Annotated in this window: 2 protein-coding genes and 1 pseudogene; all 3 read right to left on the bottom strand. The window is 71.5% G+C overall.

The genetic code is table 11. From position 1 onward, the window contains the following. Positions 1 to 20,867: 20,867 nt before the first annotated feature. Positions 20,868 to 21,221 (bottom strand): hypothetical protein, encoded by a 354-nt coding sequence (locus ACFOVU_RS12500; protein ID WP_378533078.1) that lies wholly within the window; start codon positions 21,219 to 21,221, stop codon positions 20,868 to 20,870. A gap of 59 nt (positions 21,222 to 21,280) precedes the next feature. Then, positions 21,281 to 21,607 carry a YbaB/EbfC family nucleoid-associated protein gene (locus ACFOVU_RS12495; protein ID WP_378533550.1) on the bottom strand — a complete coding sequence of 109 codons (327 nt, stop codon included), beginning with the start codon at positions 21,605 to 21,607 and terminating at the stop codon, positions 21,281 to 21,283. Then, positions 21,543 to 22,934, bottom strand: a pseudogene (locus ACFOVU_RS12490) (hypothetical protein); the annotation flags it as partial. The pseudogene ACFOVU_RS12490 and the gene ACFOVU_RS12495, both read right to left, overlap by 65 nt.

Raw genomic sequence — 22,934 nt, 5'->3', positions numbered from 1 at the left:
CGGGCAGGGCCTGAGGGTCGACGGTGCGCTCGGCCGCGCGGGCGATGGCTACCGCTTCGGCGCTGCTGAACACCCCCAATCGGTTATAGAGCCTGACCAGGTTTTTCTTGACGGTTCCTTCTGCCCACGGCGTATTTTCGACGATCTGGGAGCGGGTCTGCCCCTGGACGAGGAGGCGCAGGATCTCGCGCTGGACGGTTGACAGGCCCGCTTGCTCCAAGAGTTCGCGGGCCCGGGCCGGCGGGAAGTCCTGCTCCGGCACCAGTCTCAGCCCGGCCGCGCGGGCGATGCCGACCGCGCCGTCGCGGTCCACGCCCAAGCGGCGGTAAACACCCTCCGCCTCCGACTCCAACTGCCCCTGGTGCGCGCCGACGCCCTCACCGATGTCGGCCGGTGAAAGGTCTGTTCGCAGGAGGAGAGCCAGGGTCCGGCGCTGGCGGGGCTCGAGCCGCTGCACGAGTGCGCGAGCATCGATTTCCCCGCTGGAGTCGGCGAGGGCGGTGTCCCGGTAGTCCGGCAGGGCCCCGCTGGCGAGGTTGACCGCTTGGTCGCGGTTCAGCCCCAGATGGTGAAGGGCGTACCAGATGTCATTTTCGGCCGTTCTGCGCTCCACCCCGTATCGCTCCTGGATCATTGTGATGATCTCGGCCTTGCTCAGCTTGGCGCCGAGGAGGCCGAAGGCGGTGTGTTGGCGGTCGGTGAGTGAATCCATCTTGGCGTATGCGTGGGTTCGCTGGGCGGGGGTGAGGTCTCCCCTGGACGTTTCGGGCGCGCGGGACAACAACGGGCCGGGCAGGGACGGGAATCGAGGGTCGCCGACGAGGTCAACGGCCTGTGCCCTACTCACTCCCATACGGCGGGCGGCACGCGCCACGAGATCCATGGCCGAGTTGACAGTGAAGCCGGGGAGCCTACCGATCTCGCCGAACCTCAGACCGCTATGGCGCAGGGCAAGGGCCCGACGCTGCTCGAGGGTCAGGTCCTTCGCCTTCGCAAGAGCGGCGGTTCGCTGGGCGGGAGTGAGTTCCGCGGCGGCCGCCGACCGGGGGGCAGGCCGCGGAGGGCCCGGCGGAAGCGCATTCTCGCGCGCCGGAGGCACGGCACGACCACCACTCCCGGTACCAGCAGACCCGGCCGTGGGGGCGACACCGCCGGATGCGCCGGCCCGCTGGCCCGGGCCAGGCTCCGCGTCCGCCGCGGGAGCGGAAGAACGACCATCGTCGTCGGCCCAAAGACGGTCGACCGCCCCTCCCGGACCGACGTCGGGATCATCGGGAAGAGCACCAGGATCGGCGTTCTGCGCCTCGACGGGAGCGCGAGAAGGGAAACCGGAGACGACGTCATCGCCCATGGGGGCGCCCCTCCCGCTCTCCGCGGATGCCTCCCCCCAGCCCCCAAGTTCAACGGGACCCTCGTCCAGCCCGGCCGGGTCGTATCCGAGGCCGCCGAGGCTGCCGGGATCCAAGGAGTCGAATCCGCCGCCGGAGCCGACATACTCCCCGCCGGGGAGGTCGTCCAAGCCGCCGAAGATCCCGTCGGGGTCGTCAGGGGGGTTCTGGTTCGGATCGGCGTCGGGGATCTCCTCGTCGGAGTCGGCCCTGAATCGGAGATCGTTGGGGTCAGGGAAGTGGTCGAAGTTCAGGTTGGCGGCGGCGTCGAGGTCGGCGTAGGCGTAGGGGTCCATGGGTTGCTCGGCGTCGTCGGTGCCCACCATGAACTCCCAGGGCCGCGCATATTCGGCCGGGGAGATCCCGAGCTCCTTGAGCTGGTTCTCGTAGCGTTCGTCGGTGGACCTGAACGTCTCCGGATCCTTGGCCTCGCCACCGGCCAGGGCGCTGAGATCCAGCGAGGCCGGGGCGTTACCGTCCCACTGACCGCCGGGATCGTCGGACCGGGCCGATTCCGGCACGGGGGGCGCGGGGTCCGGGAACCCGTCGGAGAACGTGTCGGTCTCGCTCGGTCGTGCGGCCGCCTGCGTTTCGCTGCCGGAGCGGGTGCCGGCACCGGTGGCCTCGGCCGCTTCCCGTTCCTGGGTGCGCGGAGACCGCGGTGTGGCCGCGGGGTTGAGCGCAGCTCCGAAGAGATCGTCGAGGCTTTTGCGGGGCGCCGCCGGCTGCGCCGGCGGAGGTGATCCCGGGAGGTCCTCGGCGCTCGTGGCCGGCTCCGGCAGCGACGTGCTCCGGGGGGAGGACGGCTGTGCCGGCGCCTGCCGCTCCGGCACGCGGTGACCACCACCGGCCTCGATACCGGCCGGCCCGCGGTCGTCGGCGTCGAGGGGGTGAACGGTCCCCGCGTCCGCGTCCATAGGTGCGTGGCGCTGCGCAGCGTCGCTCCCCGCGGTGGGGACACCGGCGCTTTCGGTCCGCAGCGGCGGCGCGACGTCGAAATCCTGCGATCCGCTGCCCCGGGATCCGCGGCCTCCCCATCCCCTGAAGCCGTCGCCGGTCGTGCCGCCTCCGCCTCTCCGGGCACCGGGACCGTCGCCATGACCGTCCCGTTCGCGGGCGTCTCCTCGGCCGCCGCCGGCTCCGCGGTCCTCACCGCCGCGCTCGAAGCGACCGCGGCCGCCGCCGGGGGCGTCGTCCGTCCCTGGGGAAGTGCCGGCGGCCGGCGCGGCCCCGCCGGTGAACGCGGCGACCGCTGTGTTCTGGGCGGTCAGCCAGTCGGTGAACGCCTGGTTGTAGTCCGCGCCGCGGCGCTCGACCGTCTTGTCGAGCCGCTGGTAGGCGCTGAACGCGTCGCTGCCGGCGGGCTGCCCGTTGGCTTCGTGGGCGGCCCACCACAGGTCGCGGCGCGCCTTGAGGTAGTCCGTCTCGGCCTCGGCCAGCGCCTGCTGCTTCACGGCGACATCGTCGACGAGTCCCGCGGCGGCCGCTGCCCGCCCGCCGTCGAGGATGCCCAGCCGTATGGCGACGTCCTGGGAAACCCACGCCGTGACCTTGGCCCGCGCCTGGCCCAGGTGCGGGCCAGATGTCGCGCCCCGTCCGACCAACCTGGATACGGCGCCCGGGGTGTGCTGGGCGGCGATCGCCCAGTCGGAGTCGAACTCCACCAAATACAGCGGCCCCTCATGAACCCCGTGGAGTTTGTAGGGCCGCTTGGGCGCGACGGTCTCGCCGTGTGATCCGCCACTGTGCGAGGTCCGGTTGGCCTCGCCGGAGGTGTACTGGGTTCCCGAGTGGTGCTCGCTGAACCCGCCGGTGGTGGTGTCGGCCAGGGCGACACCACCCGAGGCGCTCACTCCGCCGCTGTGGTCGGAGGTGATGGAGGTCGCCGTCCCCTGGGAGTCGGTGTCGGTGATGCTGCCGGTGGGCGCCACGTACAGCACCCGCGCCGAGGTGTAGTCGGGGCGCACCGCCATGGCCCACGACGTGCGGGAGATGTCGTCGAAGCCGATGCCGCCGCTGGTGTTGGCGCTGATGAAGTGGGAGGGCAGCACGGAGGCGGCGAGTTCCTGGCGCACCGCGTCGGAGCGGGGGTTGAGGCCCAGTTCCCGGACGGCGTGGCCACGGGCGGCGGCGATGGCGGCGTCGGTGTAGCGGCCCTCGGCGACGGCGCCGGCGTCGGGCTTCCATCCCCTGGCGGCGGCGAGCACGGTGTGGGCGAGGTCCAGGATCGCCTTGCCGCCGTTCTCGATGGCCACGGGGAGCACGAGGTCGCCCGCGTTGTGCGCATCGGGTGCGGGGCCGTTGCCGGTCGCGGGGTGCTTCCACCCGGCCAGCGCGACCTCGGGGGTGGCGGCACCGGGATCGGGCACGACGATCGAGGGGGGGCGACCGCTCTGCGCGGACGGTTCCGGTCCCCCACTGGAGGTCTGGGGGGTGCCGGTGTCGGGGGCGTCGGGGCCGAGGTGGAGGTAGGCAGCGGGGTAGAGAGTTTGCACCCGTCCCCCGTCGCCGCTGGCGGTGATCCCGTCGGTGCGCACGTTCCGCGGCAGCTCCACCCGCGGGGAGAGGCCGTCTCCCACGATCTCCAGGGTCAGGGTGAGGTCGCTGTCGGTGCCCAGGCGGGCGAAGGGGCCGGGCGCGAACAGGGTGATCGTGCGCGTGCGCGCGTCGGTCGTCGCCGCCGTGGTGGTCTCGGAGGACCCCACGGTGGTGTCGTGCGGGGTGGCCAGCGTGGACAGTACGGCGGGTGAGGCATCCTGGGAGTGGTGGGCGCCGGCGTCGGGGTTGGTGGAGGTGCTGTTGGGCACCAGGGTCCCGAATCCGCCCACGCCTGTGGTCGTCAGCCCGCCGCGGGTGCCGGAGGTGGTGGTGGAGACGGTCCACGAGCGGGTCTCGCGGAACTCGCTCTGGCCCCCCACATAGCCCACCTCGGGTGCGCCCTGCCGCGTGGCCACCCCGATGTGGATGACCGCGGCGATCGAGGGCGGCTCCACCGGGGTTTTCGGGAAGTCGGTCCGTTTGACGATGCGGCGGATGCTGACCGAGACGGGGACTCCGGAGTCGGGGTTCTTGGCCAGGCGGGAGTTGAGGGTGTGGTTCAGCCGGTTGCGGCTGCCGGCGGTCAGCTCCAGGCCCTGTTCCCTGAGTTTGGTGTCGAGGTCGGTGATCGCGGCTTCGGCGTCGATGGGGCGCAGGGTGTCGCCGGTTCCGGCCAGGCCGGGGCGCGTGTCGACGGAGATGGGGATCGGAGGGAGGGGCCGGGTGGTCAGACGGCTGGTGCCGTCGGTTCCGGTGAAACGGTCCAGGACGAGGCGGTTGGCGATGGCGTCCCAGGCGTGGGTGAACCCGGTGAACAACTCGTCCATGCGCATCTGCCACCCGGTGTAGACCGGTGAGCGGTAAAACGTCGCCACCATGTCCAGTTCCCGGGCGATCTCCGCGATCTGGCGGATGATCCCGGACCCCCGGATCAGGAAGGAGATGGCCGCCGCGTGGATGAAGGTGGTGCGGATGCTGTAGTTGCGGGCGGTGGTCGCCGAGTCGGAGCTGAGAATCCGGATCCACCCGGCGCTGGGCCCGGTGAAGATCGTCGGCGCGGCGGCATCACCGCGGGTCGAGGCGGGGTCGGCGTTGGAGGGGTTGGTGTTGCCGACGGGAAGGAAGACGCCGCCCAGGGCCACCCGCCAGATGCGTTCCCGGATGTGGTTGAGGGCGGTCTTAGCGGTGCCCTCGAAGTACATCACCATGTCCACCGGTACCGCCGTCAGGGATTCCACCACGCTGTCGGTGACCACCGTGGGCCGGATGGTGTGGGGCGACCAGATCCCGCCGTCGAACTCCGGCCGGATGACGATCCCGTTGAACAAGTGGTTGGCGAGGTTCTCCAGCACCTGCGGGAAGAGCTCCCGGCCCGCCTTGTCCTCGCCGGTGAAGTAATCGACCTTGCGCGCCAAGCCGTCCCGCTGGCCGGCGTAGCGGGCACCGATGAACTCCGCGGAGAACATGCTGCGGATCAGGTCGAGCAGGGACGGCTGCCCGGGCGTCTCACCGCCGGTGTTCACCCAGTCGATGAACACCGCGCCGTCCAGCCGGTCATTGAGCGAGCGGCCGTTGACCCTCGCGATGGCGCCATCGCCGCCATCGCCGATGGCGGCGTCGCCGTCCTCCGCGACCGGCACCGGTGGGGTGATCCCGCGGCCGGTGATGATGGCCCGGGCCTGCTCGGAGGTGAGCCGCTCGTAAGCCGGTCCAGGCCGGTCACCGGTGGTGGAGCCGGGGCCGCCGTCGATGGTGAGGGGGGTGACGTCGGCGGGCAGGGGCCGCTCCAGACGCGGTGTCGAGATCTCCATGCGGGCCTGGATGCCCTGGTCCAGGAGGTCACCCCGATCGCGCAGCAGGTCGGTGCCATGGTAGCGCTGGGAGTCGTCGATCACGGCGTAGAACATCACGTCACTGGACCACGTGTCGGTCGCGCCGGTGTAGAGCAGGAACGCGTCGGTCCCGAACCCGGTGGAATTGCCCTGGCCGGTGGTGGATTCGCCGACGAGCGCCGCTCGCAGCTGCTGCTGGACTGCGCCGCCCGTGGGCGTCCCGGAGGCGTCCGGGTCCCCCTGCCCGGCGTAGCCCCCCACGAACCGCGCGGCCAGGGTGTGGGAGTCCCCGGACCCGTGGGAGGCCCCCCGCTGTGAGCTACCGCTCACGTAGACGCCGGTCATCCGGTCGCTGGTCCCGCTGTGGTGCAGTTCGCCGACAACGGCGAAGAGCCGCACCGTGACCAGTTCGGGGCGGATGAACTTCTTCCCGCTGCGGAACAGGTCCTTGACGTCCACACTGGCCGTGTCCTCCAGGTGCACAGGCAGGCCGTCGTGGGTGAGCTTGTCCAGGTTGCTCTTGAGGACGGCCTGTGCGACCGCGGTGCGGATGCGGTGGGTGTTCTCCAGGGCGGTGGCGTAGTCCCGCCTCAAGGGGCGGTGCTCCCGGCCCACCCGCGAGGTCGGACCGTCGGGCCGGTGGGCGAAGTCCGACTCGCCGCGCGACGTCTCCGGGACGACCAGCCCGGGAAAGCGCCGGGCGACCGCCTGCACCAATCGGTCAGCGAGCCATTCGGTGAAGGGCGTACCCCGCGCAGGGACGGCCACGGTGCCATCCGTCTGTCCGTCGCGCGTGTTCACGCCGTCGGCGGCGCCTCCCCCCTCGGTGCTGTTCCCGGGCTCAGCGACCGGTGCGCCGGTGGCGTCCTCGCGCTGGGTGGCGGGGCCCCCGGTGAAGAAGGGGGAACCGTCCGGGTAGGCGAACGACCGCGGCACGGCGCCATGGAAGTTCTTGGGGCGGGGCCCGCGCAGGTGCGGGAAGGGCGGCTCCGCCGGGACAGTGGTGTCCTGCGGAACCGGCGGGGTGCCCGTCCCGGTGGGAATCTCGGGCGCGGGGGCGGAGGTGTCGGCGGTGTGCAGAAGCCGGGCGTCCTCAAGGGTGAAGAGTTCGATGGTCGTCCCGCGGAACACCCTGGGCACCGGGTCACCGTCGAACTGGACGTAGTAGGTCCGCTCCACCTCATAAGCCACCGTGTCCGTCGCCCCCCACATCAGCGGATAGCGCCCGGCGTCGTCCTGCAGCGTGTCGTGCGTCTGGCGCATGACCCTGCGGTAGGCATACTCCACGACCGCGGGCGCGAACCGGAAGATGCGGTCGGAGATACGGAAATCGGCCCCGCCCCCGAACAGCACGGTCCACCACGACCTCTTGCTCGCGGTCTGCGCAACCGAGGCGTCCACCCGGGTCATGTTGGAGAACTCGGCCGCCTTCGGCGGGGTGGGCAGCCGCCGGTACGACGTCGGCGAAGACGTGAGGCGCAACCGCCGGTGGCGGCCCGCGTAGTCGACGAACGGCAGGTCCGCGTGGCCGGTCGTCATGGCGCCCAGGCGGTGCCGGACGGTGCTTCCGTTCCGCAACCCGTTGAGGGTGGTCTCGTTGTGCCGGGTGAACGCCGCGGACGGCTTCGGGGGCTGTTTGACCAGGCGGTTGCGCCCCGAGGCGTCGGGAGAGGGGTTGGGGCGGTCCTTCACGGCCGCCGAGGAGTAGCCCAGCAGGCGGTCCCGGACCCAGTCGGCCAGGCTCATACGCCCCTCTGGCGTGGCCGAGGAGATGTCCCCGACATAGAGCGGGTAGCTGCGGTCGACCGCCCGGGCACCGGGCCCGGGCACCCCTGCCTCGTCCGGGGAACGCGGGTCGGCCAGGGTGATGCGCTCGGGGGCATCCGGCGGGTTGGTGCCCGGCCCACCCGGAACGAACAACCGCACCGGCAACGGCCATGACTGAACCAGCGGCGGTGCTTGCGGCGGGGTGACCGTCAGGGTGGCAAGGAGATCGGCGTCGTAGGGCACGGGCGTCCCGGCGACCTCGGTGTAGGTGAAATCGCCGCTGGAACCGTCCACCCCCAGCGCGCTGGTGCGCACCCGGTAGCCGATCCCCCCGCGGAACACCAGGCGGGCGCCGACCATGTCCACCTCGGGTATGCCGGGGCCGATGGGGGCGATGTAGAACGGGGTGACGAGGACGCCGAGCGAGACCGACTTGTTGCCGCCGTGGCCGCCACCGAAATCGTAGGCGTAGGCGGGGTCGCCCACCCCGTGCATCAACACGGGCCGGGGACGACGCCCCGGCGGCGGCAGCTGTGAGGCCGCGGGGACGCGGTGGTACTCGGCGTCGGGATCGACGTGCAACCGCACCTTCCACTCCCCACCGGGCCCCTGGACCGTGACGGTGAATCCGCCCTTGCGGAAGAACGGCCGGATGTCCTGCCTCGCCTGGGCGCGGACCTGGTCCAGGATGTCGGCGCGCATCCGCGGGGTGAGGCCCGGGACGGTGCTGCCGTTGATGCGGTCTTCAAGGTCCTGCAGCAGGCCGGTGGTGTCCACGGGATGGGTGCCGAACCAGGACGACAGCAGCATCCACCCCAGCCGCGCCGTCTCCGGGAACACATCGCGGGCCAGGTCGTCGGCCCGGTGGGCGGCGGCCTGCGCCTCGGCCCGGGCGGTCTCGGCGACCTCGTCGGCGTCGCGCGCACGCTGCTCGTCGGCGGTGGCGAAGTAGTCCGCGTCGTCGGCGGCGACCTTCGCGGTATGGGCGGCGGCCCGCGCCTCCGTCCGGGCGGTCTCGGCGTCGACTGCGTCCTGCTCGGCCTGGTGCAGGCGGTGCCGCGCGATGTCGGCCTCCTCGGTGGCCGTCTCGGCGGCGCGCCATGCGGCATCGGCCGCCTCGCGCGCACCGTCCGCGGTGTCCCAGGCCGCGTCGGCGTCGTCCTGAGCCCGGTCGGCGGATTCGCGTGCGGCGTCGGCGGCCCGGTCGAGCTCGGTCGCATGGTCGAAGACGGTCTCGGACTCGGTGCGGAGGCCCTCGACCTCATCGGGCCCGATGCCCGAGCGCTCCCACAGGTCCGCGGCACGGAGGTCGGCCTGCTCAGCGGCACCGGACCGGGCGGGGNNCTCGCGCAGGCGGGCCGCCTGTGCGGCGGCCTCGGCGATGTCGGCTCCGAGGCCGGTGATCCGCGCGACGTGATCGGGCGTGTCCTGCGCGGGATCCGCGTCCGGCGCGGACCGATCCCCCTCGGGTTGCGCCCGCAGCGCGGACAGCTCCCGCCGTAACCCCCTCCCCTCGCCGTCGATCCGCTCGGCCCGCCGGGTCAGATCGGCGGCGTCGGCACGGGCCTGCTCGGCCTCAAGGCCGGACCGCTGGGCACCGGTGGCGGTGGCGAGGATGTCCTCCAGTTCCGCCGCGCGCTGGGCCGCCGCGGCATGGGCGCCGTCGGCCTCGGTGCGCAGTTCGTCGGCGTGGGCGTCGGCGTCCTCGGCCGCCTCCTGTAGGCGGTCGGCCTCGGCCTCGGCAGCGTCTGCGGTGGTTTCCAGCTCGTCCGCGCGATCGGCGGTCTCCGATGCCGCCTGGGCGGCCTCCTGCGACGCCCTGCGCCGCGGCGCCACCGCGGCGTGCGCCTGCTCGGCCGCGTCGTCGGCTTTCCGCGCGTCCTGCTGGGCGGCCTCGGCCGCGTCGTCCAGCCGCCGGGCCTCGGCCCGCGTCTGTTCCGCCTCCTCGCCGGCATCGGCGGCCTCGTCTCGCAGCCGTATGGCCTCGACGCGCGCCGCGTCCGCCTCGCCCCGGGCCTCGGCCGCCCGAGTCACGGGATCGACTCCGTCTGGCCCTGTGTCCTGGGGACGGGGTGGCGGGGCGCCACCGTCGACGCCGGGCCGAGGCAGGTCCGGGTCCGCCTCGACCGGACCGCTCTCGGACAGGTCCGTTCCGGCCGTCGCGGCGGCCGACTCCGCTAGAGCGCGGGGGAACGCGGCAGGATCGGCGGAGGCCACCGCCGGGTTCTGCCCCTCACCATCCCCCTCGCCCGTGTCCTGGCTCGGCCTGAACTCCGCCGGACGGATCTGGGAAGGAACCCCGAAGGGAGCAGGTGCTCCTGTTGCCTGGGAGGGCCCTCGCCCCTGAGTCGGTCCCGCCTGGGCAGAGGCCGCTCCGGGCGGCCGGGTCGGCTGGAGAGGGGAGGACGACCCCTCGCCGCCGAGCGCCGTGAACACCTGAAGCGGCGACTGCCCCCCGGAGAACAGACCGAACGGATCGACGAGCCCACCCGGAAGAACCGGAGAGTCCCCCGATGCCTTCTTGGGATCGAAGGGGGCCGAAAGATCCAGCGGTGTGAACGGCTTCCCGTGCAACGGGGCATCGGGATCAACAGGCTCGGAGATGAACGGCGACTTCACCGACAGGCTGACATTCGCGCCCCCCACATCGTCGGCAGCACCGTCGATACCGGCCCGCTCCTCGACCGCGGCTTCGGGGAACACGTCCCGAGTCAGGTCGTGGGCGTGCCGCTCGGCGGCCTGCGCCGCCCGGCGGGCATTCTCGGCGCGCTCCTCGGCGGTACGCGCCTCCACCTCGGCCAAATCGGCGAAGTACTCCGCATCATCAGCCGCGACCTCCGCGGCGCGCGCGGCGGCCTGCGAAGGGGCGAACAGGTCGTCGTGGCTGGAGTCGTCGGGGTCGTGACCGTCTCGCGGGTCATCGGCGAGGAGCGGGGTCTGGTGTGCCGGGGGCACGGCGCGGTTATCGCTCCCCTCGGACGCGGCACCGGTCACCTCAGCCCGTGCCTCCGGCTCGGTGGCCGGGCCCCGCGACGTGGCGGCCTCACGATTGAGCTCGCTGCTGAACAGCTCAGCAAGGCCCTGGCCGTGCGCCGACCGCGACACCTCTGGGGGATGCGGGAACTCGCCAGCGGTGGTGGCAGACCCTGATACCGACCGGGCGGGGGCGGGAGACGGAGGCAACGGCACCTGCCGCTCCAACGCGAAGGAGACGGCGCCCGCCTCGGCGCCGACCGGGCCCCGCCCGTCGGAGAGGCCGTCGGAGGTGCCGCGGACGTCGTCCTTACGGTGATCGGCGGAGGAGCCGCCTCGACCCGAGCCAGCGCCGCCCGTGCGGCCACCGCCGCCGCCTGTAGGACCGGTGCGCCGGCCGGCGGCTGAGGAGGATCCGCCCTGTCCGCCCGCCGCCGCGGGAGCCGGAGGACCGTCATCATCCGGGCCACGCCCGGGGCCGGGACCACCCTCACCGCCGAGGAAATCACCGAAGTCCCCGTCGTCATCGTCGGAATCGGAGTCGGAATCGTCGTCGACGACGATGGGCTCGGGGTCGGCTGCTGCGGCTGTGGCGGACGCCTGGCCGCTGTCGGCGGTGGCAGGGGCAAGGCCGGCGGCGCGGGCGACGGCGCCCGCCTCGGCGGCGTTGTTCACCCCCAAGGTACGGACGACCTCCCGGACGTATCTGGCGACCGACTCCTTCTTGAGGGCTGAGCCTCCGCGCTTCTTCAGGCGCTTGTGGATCTTGTCGATATCCCGCCGGGCCCCCAGATCCCGCAAGACTTCGACATCCCTGTCGTTCAGGTCGTTAATCTTGTCCGAAGCCCGGCTTATTTGCTCGGCGGTGAGTTGAGCCAGTCCGGCGGCGTGGGAGACGGAGATCGCTTCGGCGCGGTCCAGCACCCCAAGGCGGTGAACGAGCTTGCTGACGCGGTCTTTGGCCCCGATGCGGGTCGAGCGGAACTCCTGGGCGATATCCCTGTCTCTCTTGGGCAGGAGGTTCAAGAGCCGACGCCCGTCGTCGTCCAGGGTGCCGACCCGTATGAGGGCCCGTTCCTGTCGCTTCTGGGGTGTCAGATCGGTGGGGACGGAGTCATCGGTCAGTCCGGCGGCACGAGCTACGGCGACCACCTGTTCGCGGCCCTCCACACCGAGAGAACCCGTGACCCCCTCCATGAGGGCGAAGAAAGCTTGGCGCGTCCGGATATCGAGTCCGGTCCTGATGTCCTCGTCGGTGCGCCCGGCCCCCAAAGCCACGAAGAAGTCGAATTCGCGGTTGCTCAGCTTACTGATGCCGACGAGAGCCCGCTCTAGTTGCTCGGCGGTGAGTTCCCTGACCGGGGCCAGGGCGGCAGGGGCGTCGGGAAGGCTTTCGGGATCGCCACCACGGCCGAGGGCATAGTCGGCGGATCGGGCCGGTTCCGGTGCCCGGGACCGGATGCCATCGCGACCCTCGTCGTCGGAGACGCCATAGAGGTCGTCGCTGTCGCTGGCATCGGAGGAGCCGCGGTCCGCATCGTCAGGCGCATCGGGCAGGTCTCCTAAGTCCGTGGTATGGCGCGCACCAGCGCCCGCATCGCCCAAGAAGCCGTAAAGGTCGTCGACGGCAGGGGGAAGGGAGCCGGACACCTGCCCCCGGCCGGCACCGCCGAAAATGTCCTCCGCGTCATCCAATACGCCCGCTGCATCCAGGACAGCAAAAGGGTCCTCGCTAATGGCACGGTCAATGTCACCACCGACGCCGGATTCGCCCGCTGTCCCCCAGTCACCGAAGCCGCCGCTGAAAGCGTCCTGCTCCCGCGAAGTGGTATCAGCGACCACCTGGTAGCCGTGGTAGGCATCGCCGGAAGGGCTGGGCACCCAGCCCGGCATAGGCACCCACCCCGCGGGCACGACCTCGGCCTCCACGAACAACAAATCCCCCACACCCCCACCCGGGACACGCTCACCGGCATGCCGGTAGACGGCATGGACGACAAGACGCGACCCCCGCGCCACCAGCACACGCCCTGGCCCGTCGGCCGGCTCCCCGGCCACGTGGACGGCCGGGAACCCCCCAGGGACGCGGACCATCACATAGGCCCACGCATCCTCGACCGCGCGTGAACCGAACGTGCCGGCGAGGTAGTGCGGAACATCCGCCACCGTGCCCACGGCGGCATCAAGGGGACGGTGGGGGTCGATACCCAATCGCTCTAGCAACCCCGCCCCGGCCCCCAGGTGCACGGTGACCGCCACCGGCAGCGCCGCCGACCCCAGAACCGTATCGATATCGCCGACGATCCACGCGAAATCGTCGCGGTCATCGGGTACGACATAGCCGCCGGCCAGCCCCTCATCGACCATGCCGCCGACATAACCGGTGTACTCCAGGAAGGATCCGGCCTGGTTGGCGGTGATACCCAGGACGTGGGCACCCTCCACCCCAGACACCGCCCCCGCCACGGTCTCCACGATCGGCAGGTGCATCCGCGCCCACTGATCGGCCGCCTCGTCGTCCCTTGCACGGACGTTGTTGCCCATGCCCCCGCCGGGATCCTGGTCCGGGTCACGGCCGAACCATTGCGCAGGCGGGGCCACCAGGACACGGCCGACCTCGCCATCACCGGGACCACTCACGACATCGCCGGCATCAGGCAGGTTCTCAGGATCGGGGCTGGTGACCTCGTGGGACGCGGACTCGGGGACCGCGCCCGCGGTAGTGGTCTGGCCGCCGGTGGGGACACGGAGGTAGCGGGCCTCGGGCACCAGCTCGGCCGCGTGGGCCATCCGCCCCAGGGCCTCGTTGTCCTGCGCCCCCACCCTGCTACGGATGTTGCCAAGGCGCCTATGGACCGTACTCAACGACACTCCGGCCATCTGCCGAAAGACGCTGTTGACGGAGACGCGCCCCCCCTCGCCCTGCTGCTGCCCGAGGAGGGCGGCCATGGTGCGATCCTCCCCATCCAGGTCCGTGACAAGGACAATGGGCGTAGCGCGGAGATAGCGGGCCTCGGGCTTGAGCCCGCTCTCGCGGGCCATCCGCCCCAGGGCGGCGTTGTCCTGCGCCCCCACCCTGCTACGGATGTTGCCAAGACGGCTGTCGACCTGGGTCTCCGTTATTCTGGCCATCTGCCGAAAGACGCTATTGATGGGGTCGCGCTCCCCCTCACCCTGCTCCCCGATGAGGGCGACAATGGTGCGATCCTCCCCTTCCAGGGCCGTCACAGAGATCCTCGTGCTGTCGTCACCAGCTGATGGCCGCGCCTGACCACCGGAGTCATCGCCAGAGGCGCCGGGGAGCGGCCGGGTCAGCTGGAAGGGAGAGGACGCCCCCTCGCCGCCGAGCGCCATGAACACCTGAAGCGGCGGCTGCCCCCCGGAGAACAGACCATAGGGATCGGCGAGCCCACCCGGAAGAACCGGAGCGTCTCCCGATGCCTTCTCGGGACCGATGAGGGCCGAAAGCTCCAACGACGTCGGCGGATTCCCGCGCCACGAACCATCATGATCAGCCGCCTTGGCGACGGCCGGCGACTTCACCGACAGGCTGTCATACGGGCCCCCCGGATCGTCGGCGGCGCCGTCGATAACTGCCCGCTCGTCGGCCTCGGCTTCGGGGGACGATTCCCGGGCGAGGTCGGCGGCGTGCAGCTCGGCGGCCTGCGCCGCCCGGCGGGCGTTCTCCACGCGCTCTTCGGCGGTGCGCGCCTCCACCTCGGCCAAATCGGCGAAGTACTCCGCATCATCAGCCGCGATCTCGGCAGCATGGGCGGCGGCCTGCGCCTCCCCCCGGACGGATTCGGCCTCGGCCCCAGCGGCCACCTCCTGCGCACGCTCCTGAGCGGCATCGGCAACCGCCCGCAGCTCCACCGCCTCCCGACGGGCATCGGCGGCATCGTCGTGCACAGCCAAGTCCGGAACCCGCTGATTCGCGGTCGTGGAGTCCTGAAGGGGTGCCTCGCTGACATCGTGCCTGCGATGCCCGCCCGAACCCGAGTGCCAATGCCGGGAGTCGCCCCCATGGCCCGAACCGTGGTCCCGCCGCCGGGTACCTCCCCCGGAACCCGACGCGCCCCGGCCCGAAGAGGACCCACCCTGCCCGCCCCCGGACGGGTCGTCATCACGGCGAGAACGGGGAGGACCGCTGTCCTCCACGAGCAGGCCCGCGGTCCCCCGCGCGTTGCGGGCCAGCATGCCGAAGCGCGCCATCATCCCGTCGAACCAGTCCATCCGGCCCAGGCGCTCGAACTCGGGACGCAGCGAGGCGAGCCGGGTACCCAGCCACTGGATGTCGGCCCGGGTCAGCGGGTTGGCGATCCACTGGTCGTTCGCGAAGTCGTAGAAGGTCTCCATCGCCGTCGTGTGGCGAGTCTCGCTCAGGTCCGGTGGATCGCTGGGATCGTAGGGTTCGTCGTCCACGAGGGTCCAGCCACCGCCGTGGTCGATGCCGATGACCGTCCCGTGGTCGGTGTACAGCACGTTTCCGGGGTTGCGGTCGCTGTTGCCGATGAGGATGTCCAGCAGCCCCAATCTGCGCCCGGACGCCGTCTCGGTCAGCAGGGGGCCGAGCCGGTCGCCCAGCTCCTCCCCTGACCTGCCGGCCATGTAGTGCATGTACAACTCGTAGGGGCCGACCCGGTAGACACCGGGAACGTCGGCGCCGATGGCGCGGCCGACCAGTGAGGCGAGCTGTTCGGCGTCGGCGCGCTGGCGGGCCGACGCCGACTCGTTGGCGACGTCCTCGGGGTCGGCTTCGGGGTCCGCGGTGAGTTCGGTGTTCTCGGTGACCTTGTGGACCGCCAGCGAGCCATCCCGATCTGCGAACTGCACGAGTTCGGTGAGTTCGCCCTCGCCTCCTCCCTCGCCGAACGCCCATCGTTGGGCGATTCCGGTGTGCGCGGAGGCGATCAGGTCGTCGATCCCGTTGTAGGACCCGTGCCATCTGGCGGGTCCCGCCTGGGTGTGGCTGCCCGCGGGTTGCCGGGACTGCGCGGGCGCCGTGGGCGCGTGGCCTTGGTCAGGGGCGCCGGAGTACGCGGGGTAGGGGGCCTGTACGGTTTCCGCGGTCGAAGCCGCGGGCTGCTGGTAGTGCGTCAGTGCTGAGGCGTCGTAAGGCCCAGTGGAGTGTGGGGTGTACTGGTCTGCCGTCGGGTACTGGGAGTACTGGTCTTGCGTGGAGTACTGGGAGTACTGAGGGGCTGTGAACTGGGAGACCTGCGTCCCCTCCGGATACTGCGGGCCCGAGGCTTCAGCGGGGTTGTCGTATCCGTCCGTACCTTGGTATTGGCCGGAGGGGCCGGGGTCCGCGCCGTAGCCATCGGCGCCGTAGCCGTAGCCGTAGCGGTGAGGGTCCGCCATGAAGACCTGAAGCGGCGACTGCCCCCCGGAGAACAGACCATAGGGGTCGGCGAGCCCACCCGGGAGGACCGGCACGTCCCCCGACGCCTGCTTGGGATCGAAGGGGGCCGAAAGATCCAGCAGTGTGAACGGCTTCCCGCGCAACGGAGCATCGGGATCAACAGGCTCGGAGACGAACGGCGACTTCACCGACAGGCCGTCATACGGGCTCCCGGCATCGTCGGCGGCGCCGTCGACAACTGCCCGCTCATCGGCCTCGGCTCGGGGGAACGAGTCCCGGGCGAGGTCGGCGGCGTGCCGCTCGGCGGCCTGCGCCGCCCGGCGGGCGTTCTCCACACGCTCTTCGGCGGTGCGCGCCTCCACCTCGGCCAAATCGGCGAAGTACTCCGCATCATCGGCCGCGACCGCAGCGGCATGGGCGGCGGCCACGGCGTCGTGCGCAACCAGGTCCGGGACCTGCTGATCCGCGGTAGTGGAGTCCTGAAGCGGTGCTTCACTGACATCGTGCCTGCGATGCCCGCTCGGACCCGAGTGCCAATGCCGGGAGTCGCCCCCATGGCCCGAACTGTGGTCCGGCCGCCGGGTACCTTCCCCGGAAGCCGACGCGCCCCGGCCCGAAGAGGACCCGCCCTGCCCGCCCCCGGGCGCGGGCGGGTCGTCATCACGGCGAGAACGGGGAAGACCGCTGTCCTCCACGAGCAGACTGGTGGTCCCCCGCGCGTTGCGGGCAAGCATGTCCAAGCGCGCCATCATCTCGTCGAACCACGCGCTCCGGCCCAGGCGCTCGAACTCCGGACGCAGCCGGTCCAGCCGCGGCCGCAGCCACTCGATGTCGGCTTGGGCCAGCGGGTTGGCGATCCACCTGTTCTGGTCGAAGTCGTAGAACGGCCGCATGGAGTCGGTGTGGCGCATTCCCTCCAGGTCGGTGGGGTCTTCGGGCGTGAAGAGCCACGCCCTGGCATGGTCGATACCCCCGACGCGGCCGTTGCCCTGGTCCAGCCAGTTCCCGGGGCTGCGGTCGCCGTTGGCGATCAGCAGGTCGAGCAGGCCCAGAACATGCCCGTCGCGCGTGTGGGTGAGGGGGGACTCCGGGTTGCCGAAGTGGGTGAACCCCGATACGCCGTCCATGAAGTGCATGTAGAGGTCGTTCTCGCCGAGGCGGAGGACACCGGGGACGTTGGCGCCGATGGAGCGGCCGACCAGGGAGGCGAGGTGTTCGGCATCGGCGCGGTTGCTGCGGTCCCACCTCGACGCGATGTCCTTGTAGACCGCCTGCGTGCCGTCGCCGAAGTACACGAGTTCGGTGCGGCCGTCGTCACCTTGGTCGTCGAACACCTGCCGGTGCACAGGCTCCGATGCGGCGGCGGCGACGAGATCCTGGATGCCGGCGGAGAGGTCCTCGATGCCCTCGAAGGTCCCGTTCCACCACTCAAGCACTTCGGACCGATCGACCTGGGCCTGCGCGGTTTCCCCGGACGAAGCTTCGGGCTGCTGGTCATGCATTACCGCCGAGGCGTCGTAGGACCCAGCGGAGTACTGGGAGTACTGGGATTGCCCGGTGTCTTGGGAATACGGCGATTGCTGGGGGTACTGGGATTGCTCGGAGTACTCGGGTTCCGTGTTCTGGGGGATCTGCGTCTCAGCAGGGAAGGTCGCCGGGTATCCGGTTTCCTGGGACGAAGCTCCGGGCTGCATGTATTGCGTGGCGTCGGCGTAGCGGCGAGGGCGGCGCCGACGCTGGCCCGCCATGAAGACCTGAAGCGGCGGCTGCCCCCCGGAGAACAGACCATAGGGATCGGCGAGCCCACCCGGGAGGACCGGCACGTCTCCCGATGCCTTCTTGGGACCGATGAGGGCCGAAAGCTCCAACGACGTCGGCGGATTCCCGCGCCACGAATCATCAGGATCAGCCGCCTTGGCGACGGCCGGCGACTTCGCCGACAGGCTGTCATACGGGCTCCCGGCATCGTCGGCGGCGCCGTCGACAACTGCCCGCTCGTCGGCCTCGGCTTCGGGGGACGATTCCCGGGCGAGGTCGGCGGCGTGCCGCTCGGCGGTCTGCGCCGCCCGGTGGGCGTTCTCGGCGCGCTCTTCGGCGGTGCGCGCTTCCACCTCGGCCAGATCGGCGAAGTACTCCGCATCATCGGCCGCGACCGCAGCGGCGTGCGCGGCGGCCTGCGCCTCCTGCGCGACGGATTCGGACTCGGCCCCAGCGGCCACCTCCTGCGCACGCGTCCTCGCGGCATCGGCCACGGCCCGCAACCGGGCCGCCTCTTCGCGGGCATCGGCCACGGCATCGTGCGCAGCCAGATCCGGGACCTGCTGATCCGCGTCGGTGTCCGTCCGGGGCTGGTCGGTGCTCTCCGTGACCGGAGGGGTCAGGGCGTCGGTGAAGGTCTTCACCAACGGGATGGGGGCCGTCTCGGGGGTCGGCGAGCCCTCCGGGAGGGGCGTCCCGTTCTGCTCCTTCTCCGTGGTCACGGCGGCGGCGTCGTCCGCGACGCCGGGCGCACCGTCCTCGCCCGGCGCGGGCCGGGGCGCGGTAGCCGACGCGCCCTCACCACGCGGCGCGCCGTTGTCGGCGCCGGCGCGCGGGGCGGCGGCGTTGGACCGCGGGGCTCCCGCGCCGTCCCCGCCGCCCTGCGCGGGCGGGGCCGTCGCCGCGGGGGGCGGGGTGCCCGCGAATCCGACCGGGGCGATGGGGACGTCACCGACGGGACGCTGCACCCCGTCGCCGTTGCCCTGCGGCGCCCCGGCGACCTCGTCGGGGCCCTCTGCGAGGGCCTCGTCCGCGAGAGGGTCCTCGCTCCGCGGCGGCGCCGGGGACTCGGTGGACGTCCGGGGCGGGGCGGCAGGGGTGTCCACGCCGCGGGTATCCGCGTCTCCCGGTAGGCCGGCGGGCGGGGTCACGGCCACGCCGGGGTCGTTCTCGCGCACGGGTGTGGGCGAGTCCTGCGGGCCGGGAGGCCGGCTCGGGATGTCCTGGGCCGCGGGGTCGCCGGGCGGCGGGGCCGGGTGCTCGGGGGTCTCCGGCGGCGGGGCAGGGCGCGCGTTGTCGCCGGTGCCCGGCAGGTCCCTGTGCCCGGGGCCCGCGTCGGGGGCGTCGTCGGCGAGGTCGTCGCTCTCACGGAGGTCGAGTCGGCCCGGGGCTTCGCCGATGCCCTCATCGTCGGCCGGGCCCTGCCGGTCGTGCGGCCCATTGCCGCGGTCCCCGCCCTGCCCGCCATTGCCTCCCCAACCGTTACGGTCGGCGGGCCCGCCGCCGTCGCCGGACGCTCCCTGAGCGCCGGTGCCCGTCACGGGGTCGGACTCCATGGCCGGCGGCGGTGTGGCGGCGATGGGCCCGTCGGGCTTGGACGCGAGCAGGTTCTCCAGCCCGTCCAGCGCCTTGACCCCGCCGATCGCGCCGGCCACGGTGAGCCCCGCGTTCGTGGCCCCGCCGAGGGCCGCCCAGGGGTTCGCCGCGGGGTCGTTATAGAGGATCACGCTGGTGACAAAATCGCCCAGGAAGTTGGACGCCGCCCCCTCAACGGGGTTGATGGCGAGCTCCGCCGCCATGCGCCGCCAGTTCCCGGCGAACTCGGAGAGGCTCTGGCCGATCCCCTCGGGCAGGTCCCGGGCCAGGAACAGGTTCACCTCCGGCGACAGTCGGCCTGCCGGGCCGCCGGGGACGTCGTCGAGTACCCGCGCCAGGGCGTCGCCGATGTCGCGCCGGCCCCAGTTGGCGGCGAAGGTGCCGGCGTAGTCGCGCCCCAGGTCGCGGGCGGCGTCGCGGCCGATCTGGTCGCCGAAGTTGTTCGCGAAGACCGTGCCCATGTCGTCGCGGAACCGGTTCACGGTGGCCACGTTGTCCCACGGGCGCGGATGGCGCCCGAACGGCCGCATCAGGTCCTCGACATTGCGGGCGAACACTCGGGACACATCGTCGGTAAGGTTCGGCGGAAGGCTCCTCCCGCCCCCGCCGGGCGGAGCCGGAGCATCCCGCGTCGGCGGAGGCGGAGCGTCGCGCACCGGAGGCGGCGGGGCCCCGTCGGCACCGCGCACCGGCGGCGGAACAGGGGTCGGCCCGGTGCCCGGGACCTCGTCGGGGTTGCGCCCGTGGCCGCCCAATGGACCGGTCTCGACGTCGCGGTCCCCCTTGGGCGGGGGGGCGCCGTTCGGCAACGGGCTGCTGGTCGGCGCATCGACATCGTTGCGCGGGGGCGGAACCGGGGTGTCGTCCCCGAGTCCTCTGGCGGCGTTCGGGGTCGGCGCCGGGTCTGGCCCGCCGTCGCGCAGGTTGAGCTTGAGGATATCGCCGAAGTTGTTGCTGATCCAGTCGCTGAGCCCCCTGCCGGCCGCGCTGAGGACCGCCCCGAAGACGCCTTCGGCCGCACCGCCGACCACCGCGTCCCTGCTGAACGTGTCGTCGTTCTTGTCCTGGTAGTCGTCCTCGATCAGGCTCAGCTGGACGAGCTGGTCGTTCATCATCGCGAGGGCGACGTTGATCGTGACGTGGGCCAGCAGCGTGCTGAACAGGAAGTTGAGGATCCGCTGGATGGCCAGGCTGGCGATCCGCTCGAAGATGGGGATCATCAGCAAGGAGGCGCCGAAACTGAACTTGGCACTGTAGATGGCCCAGGCGATCTCCCCCGCGAGCTGGAAGAGCTGCCCGATGATCATTCTTTTTGAGTAGGCGACCTGCGCGGCCACTTTCCGCAGGAAGTCGGCCATCTGGTAGCACGCGTCGGCCGTGATCTGTACGTAGTTGGTGTCCCCCGTGGTGAACTTGTTGATCGATTCTTCGTAGTATTCGGCGGCCCGGCTATCGAAGGTGGAGCGCACCCGCCGCTTGACGGCGTCGATGACGGGAGGAACTTCCTTTTCGAGGCGCGAACCCGTGCCTTCAAAGACATCGGCGAGCGCGTGCAGCAGCACCTCGTCCGCGGTGAACCACTCGAAGCCGAGCCCGAGTAAGAGGTGCCGCAGACCCTCCGGAAGTTGCATGCCCGCCATGACCGTCTACCCGCTATCGCCTGGACCCGCCACCGGGCATGCCGTTGACGAGGTCGTTGGAGATGACGATGTTGTCCTCCTCCATGCCGCCGAGTATCCGGGAGGAGTTGATGGTGCTTTCGGTCGTCTTCCGGAGTGCTCCCTCAAGCGCGGTCCCACCTTCGCGGATCTGCTCAGCGCCGGGGTCGAACTGCTCCCCGCCGATCTCGGCGATCTTGTCGCCTTCCCCCCAGGCGCGGTTGCGAAGGGCCGCTACTTGCTCGTTGAAGTCCCCCATGATCTTGTGGACGAGGTCGGTCGCCTCGTTCATGTTCGCGGCCGCAATGGCCATCGGATCGGGTTTCACGTCAATGGAGTTACTGGACATGGCAGGGCTCCTCTCAGGGGGCTCGGGTTTCGGTGGTCGGTGCCGGCGTGCCGCGCGTGTCAGCGGCCGGTGCGGCCCGGGTCGGGGAAGTCGAACTTGTCCAGGCCGAGATCGGCCATCATCTTGGTGGGGTCGAACCCGCCAGTCCGGGCGGCCTCCATGTCGATCCCCTTGGGGGCGAAGGGGGCGTAGGCCTCCATCACCCGGTCCTGCATACGGTCGCGGGCGCGCTTGACGACGTCCATGACGGCCGCGGACAGTTCGGCCGGCGCCATCGACTTGTAGGCGTTGGTGCGGAACTTCAGTTCGACCAATTGGCCCTCAGCGTCGATCTTCGCGCTGATCGCCCGATCCTTGGAGACGGCCTCTTCGGTTGCCGAGGCCAGGCTTGCGCTTGCCTGCGTGAGTTTCTCCTGGTCCTCCCGTAGACGTGCGAGCGCCTGCTCGATCTCCTCCGGGTACGTACTCATCAGGACTTCCCTTCGTGTTCCCGTCGGCGCCGGGGCGGCCCAGCACCGAGATCCGCTCGCCCGCGCTGGTGCCCCAGACGCGTTCGTCCTCCGACATCCAGGCGGCACGGGTGCGCGCGTTCTCGCCCTGACCGGCGCCGCCGCCCATACCCCCGCCCATGCCGCCCATCGGCGGCATCATGGGCGGCATCCCGCCGCCCATGCCGCCCATCCCGGCGCCGCCGAGGCCGCTGAAGTTGCCCCCGCCCTGGCCATTGCCATTGCCGTTGTCGACCCCGCCGGTGAACGCGTCGGGTTCGTCGGCGGGCGGGTTGCTGCGCAGGTCGCCGCCGCCGCCCCTGATGCCGTTGGCGTCGGGCCGGCCGCCCTGCTCGTCGGGGTCCTCGCTGGACCCCGGGCTGTCCCACCCGTTGCCGATGGAGTACGACGGCGGAGGTGAGCCCTCCTGGTCCCCGCCGTTGTCGCGCCCCAGGGAGTCGCCGAGCCCACCGCCACCGCCATCAGGGCCGGCGTTCATGCGCTCTTCGAGGTCGGCCGTCTGCCGGTCGTAGTACTCGTTCAGCCGGTCCTGATAGTCATCCGCCGACGAACCGTCCCCGCCGGAACCACCGAGGTCGCCACCGCCCCCCTCGGGGCCGGAGTTCATCCGCTCCTCGAGGTCCGCGGCCTGCTGGTCGTAGTACTCGTTCAGGCGGTCCTGGTACTCATCGGCCGACGAGCCATCCCCGCCGGAACCACCGAGGTCGCCCCCGCCGGAGTCCGGTCCCGACACGAGGTCGTCCAGCTCCTGGGAGCGCCGGTCGTAGTAGTCGTTGAGCTGCTGCCGGTACTCCTCCAGCTCCGGCGCGGGGTTCCCGTTCTCGTCGGTGATGCCGTTGACGTCGTCCCGCAGCCGGTCGAGGTTGGCCTTCTCCTGGTCGGCGTACTCCTGGACGTGCTGCTCGTACTCGGCGGCGTCGCCCCCGCCACCGAGGTCGCCGCCGCCCCCTTCGGGACCCGACCGGAGCTGTTCGAGGTCCTCGCGCTGATTCTTGGAGTACTCGTCCAGTGCCTGCTGGTACTCCTGCTCCGCCGGGGTCAGCGCCTGGCCGTCGTCGTTGCGGCCGTCGCCGTCGGGGTCGGGCGACTCCGACATGAGCCGGTCGAGGCCCCCGGTCTGCTCCTCGTAGTACTCGTTGAGGCGGCGCTCGTACTCCTCGGCCGTGGGCGGCTCTCCGGTACCGTCGCCGCCCAGGCCGCCGGC

The organism is Nocardiopsis sediminis (assembly GCF_042650565.1).
Lineage (GTDB): Bacteria > Actinomycetota > Actinomycetes > Streptosporangiales > Streptosporangiaceae > Nocardiopsis_B > Nocardiopsis_B sediminis.
This window is presented reverse-complemented; position numbering and strand designations above follow the sequence as displayed.